3 protein-coding genes are annotated in these 2,674 nt (G+C 39.4%); all 3 read right to left on the reverse strand.

The features are described 5' to 3' along the window. Nucleotides 1–436 (reverse strand): lipopolysaccharide biosynthesis protein (locus A3757_RS18750; RefSeq protein ID WP_156506415.1); only part of this gene is annotated, 436 nt, incomplete at its 3' end. A 9-nt stretch (nt 437–445) separates the two neighbouring features. Beyond that, complete coding sequence (locus A3757_RS18755; RefSeq protein WP_068553585.1) at nt 446–1,708, reverse strand: O-antigen ligase; 1,263 nt, start codon at nt 1,706–1,708, stop codon at nt 446–448. A gap of 168 nt (nt 1,709–1,876) precedes the next feature. Beyond that, nucleotides 1,877–2,674, reverse strand: a 798-nt coding sequence (locus A3757_RS18760) for a hypothetical protein (protein WP_231878321.1), incomplete at its 5' end; no start/stop codon positions are given.

Below are 2,674 nucleotides of genomic sequence, written 5' to 3' on the forward strand. Positions count from 1 at the left end.
TCTCAAACCCCTTAAGCACCCCAACCCTATACATATAGGAGCTCTTGAATATCACAACCACCATTAAAAATACTATTAAATGCTGATACTCACTTTCAATAAGTACACTAGGAAACACGAGTGCAACAAACGCCACACAAAAACATATAAACGCCGTTTTAATTAATTGAATACGTTTAAAATAAGTATGAATCGCATGGATAGCATCAAGATCATTATGAGCGCGAGCTTCAGCGATAAATTTAATCGCACCAATACTTATACCTGCATTAGTTAATACAATTAATACTCCTGCTATTTTGACCATATAACTATAGATACCAAAAGCATCAACCCCCAGCGTACGAGCTATTAATATTGATACAGCTAACCCCAAAAAATACTCAAAATAAATGCTTATGGAGGAGTAATAGGTATTCTTCAGAACCTTAGACACTCTTTTGCCTCATAACAAAACTTTTACTGCCAAGTAAATAACGACTAAAGAACCAATCGTAGATTTAATAAGAACAGATGAAAAAGAGCTATATCGAAATCGAAGCTCTGGATCTCCACGCCGTCCCTTAGTAGCCCGGTAGTATACGGCAACAAGCATCCCACAAAAGATATACAATAGTGGTGTATAAGCTCTACTTAAAAAGAAGCTTGTTACCATAAATCCAATCATGGAATATGTGAGAGTCCGAGCTATTTCAGACTCCTGTAAATCAATATGATTAACAAAACTCTTTTCCATTTTTGGGTACCAGAGCACGAGTAGTAAATAAACACAACCAACCATAAACCCCATCCAAAGGAAATATCCAAGCAATCCTAATTCTGAAAAAACCAAGACAAAAGAGTTATGCGCCGTCAAATGATGATATTCGGTAAACTGCCCCATTCCTACTCCAAGCACTGGATTCGACATCAACATGTGAAACCCCTCGTACCAAGCATCTAATCGCCCTTCTGCTGACGCCTCTTCCGAATCTATTTTTCTAAATTTCCCCATTACAAAGATTGCTAAAGGAAGCACAAACGCACCTAGAGACAGGCTTTTTTTCAACCCATATTTCAAATAGAACCAAACTACTAGTTGACTCATAGTGCCAAGTAAAGCCCCTCGTGAATTTGTCATATAGATTCCATGCAAGATAAAGGCTACAACAATACAAAAAGCTGGCTTAAGGTAAGCTTTAGCTCTAAACAAGAAGTACATAGCCATTGGAAGAATCATTACAAAAAACATCCCCAAATCATTCGGGTCACTAAAAATCCCCAAATAAGTTATTCTTGTCTTTTCTGACAAACCAGCTCCACTCCAACCTAGGCCGGTCTCGGATGATTTCTGAACACTCCCATCATGCACCATTACCAAAGCACAACCTATGAGAAATAACATAGCTACTCTCTGTTTTTGAAGAGTAGTTATAGTGTTTTGAATTAGTAAAAAGGGTAAAAAAATTGAAGTGATAAACGTAGTTACTGACCCAATTGCGCCACCAATCCAGCCATTAGCAATTCCAGAAATCAAGATTACGGGAATCATCAAGACCAAAAAAACATTCTGAGGAGCATCAAACCGATTGTTTTTCTGGGCAAACATAAACAGAGCAGCAAATATTAGAGAAATTTTTACCAAAGGAAAGCCAAATAGGGGCGCAAAGAACTCTTGAGGCCTAACAAAAACAAAAAAGAAATATGCTAGTAAAGAAATAAAAGCCACTTAACGCTATCCATACCTACAATCTGAAGTATAATATCAAGGCTCGACCTCGGAAGGCTTAAACTAATCTCAACCCACGAACAACTTACCCTACTCAACCGCTCTATTAAAGGGTGAACGCTTTCTTATTACCCCGATTATCAGTAATTCCAAGTATACGTTTCTTCTCTAAAATAACGAAATACGAACCACAAATCCTACAGAAAACTCCTCATAATCACGATACACATCGCGACGGTTATCTCGCGTCTCATATTGAATATAACTTTCTGCACTAATATCTGGCGAAAATTGATAGTTCCCGTTTATTTGGTAAGTTAGGAGTTCCTCTTCGCCAAGCTCTTCTCGCCCAAGATATTTGGTCTTTACTAACTGCAAACTAGCACCAGTCGAGAAGCCTGGGAAAACCTCTTTCTCAAGAGCAAACAGTCCATTTAGAACTTTTTCGTCACTATTTTGAACAGAATAATCTTCATAATCCCAAGCCAAGGCCAAGCTATAGCCATATACCCCTAACTCTCGATCAATACTTAACCCTGCCGAGCGACGCCTTACAATATCATTCCCCTGCACAACAAACTGGTTAGGGGCACCAGGATTCACCGCAAAGCCAATCGATGAATCTGAAATGTCTTCAAAAAAGTTAATCGTCACATCATGCAGCCATAGTTTTTCCCGAACGAATGAAAGGTTCACAAAGTTCGACTCAGTTTCTGCGTTCGCCTCGGGAACCAAGTGTGTGCGTCCTACACTAATACTAGCAACCCCATCAACAAACTGGCGTGACACACCAACTCCTAGCTGTATACGATCATACTTTTCGCCACCATCAGCATCCAGCATCACTTCGTATGCTCCGGTCCAATTCATCGAAGTTATAGAGCTGATTTGATGTGTAACGACCACGGACAATTCAGCCCGCTTTGTATCAGCCGTACCTCTTTGAGAGTTCTCTGCGATAATATA

Source organism: Oleiphilus sp. HI0117, assembly GCF_001635235.1.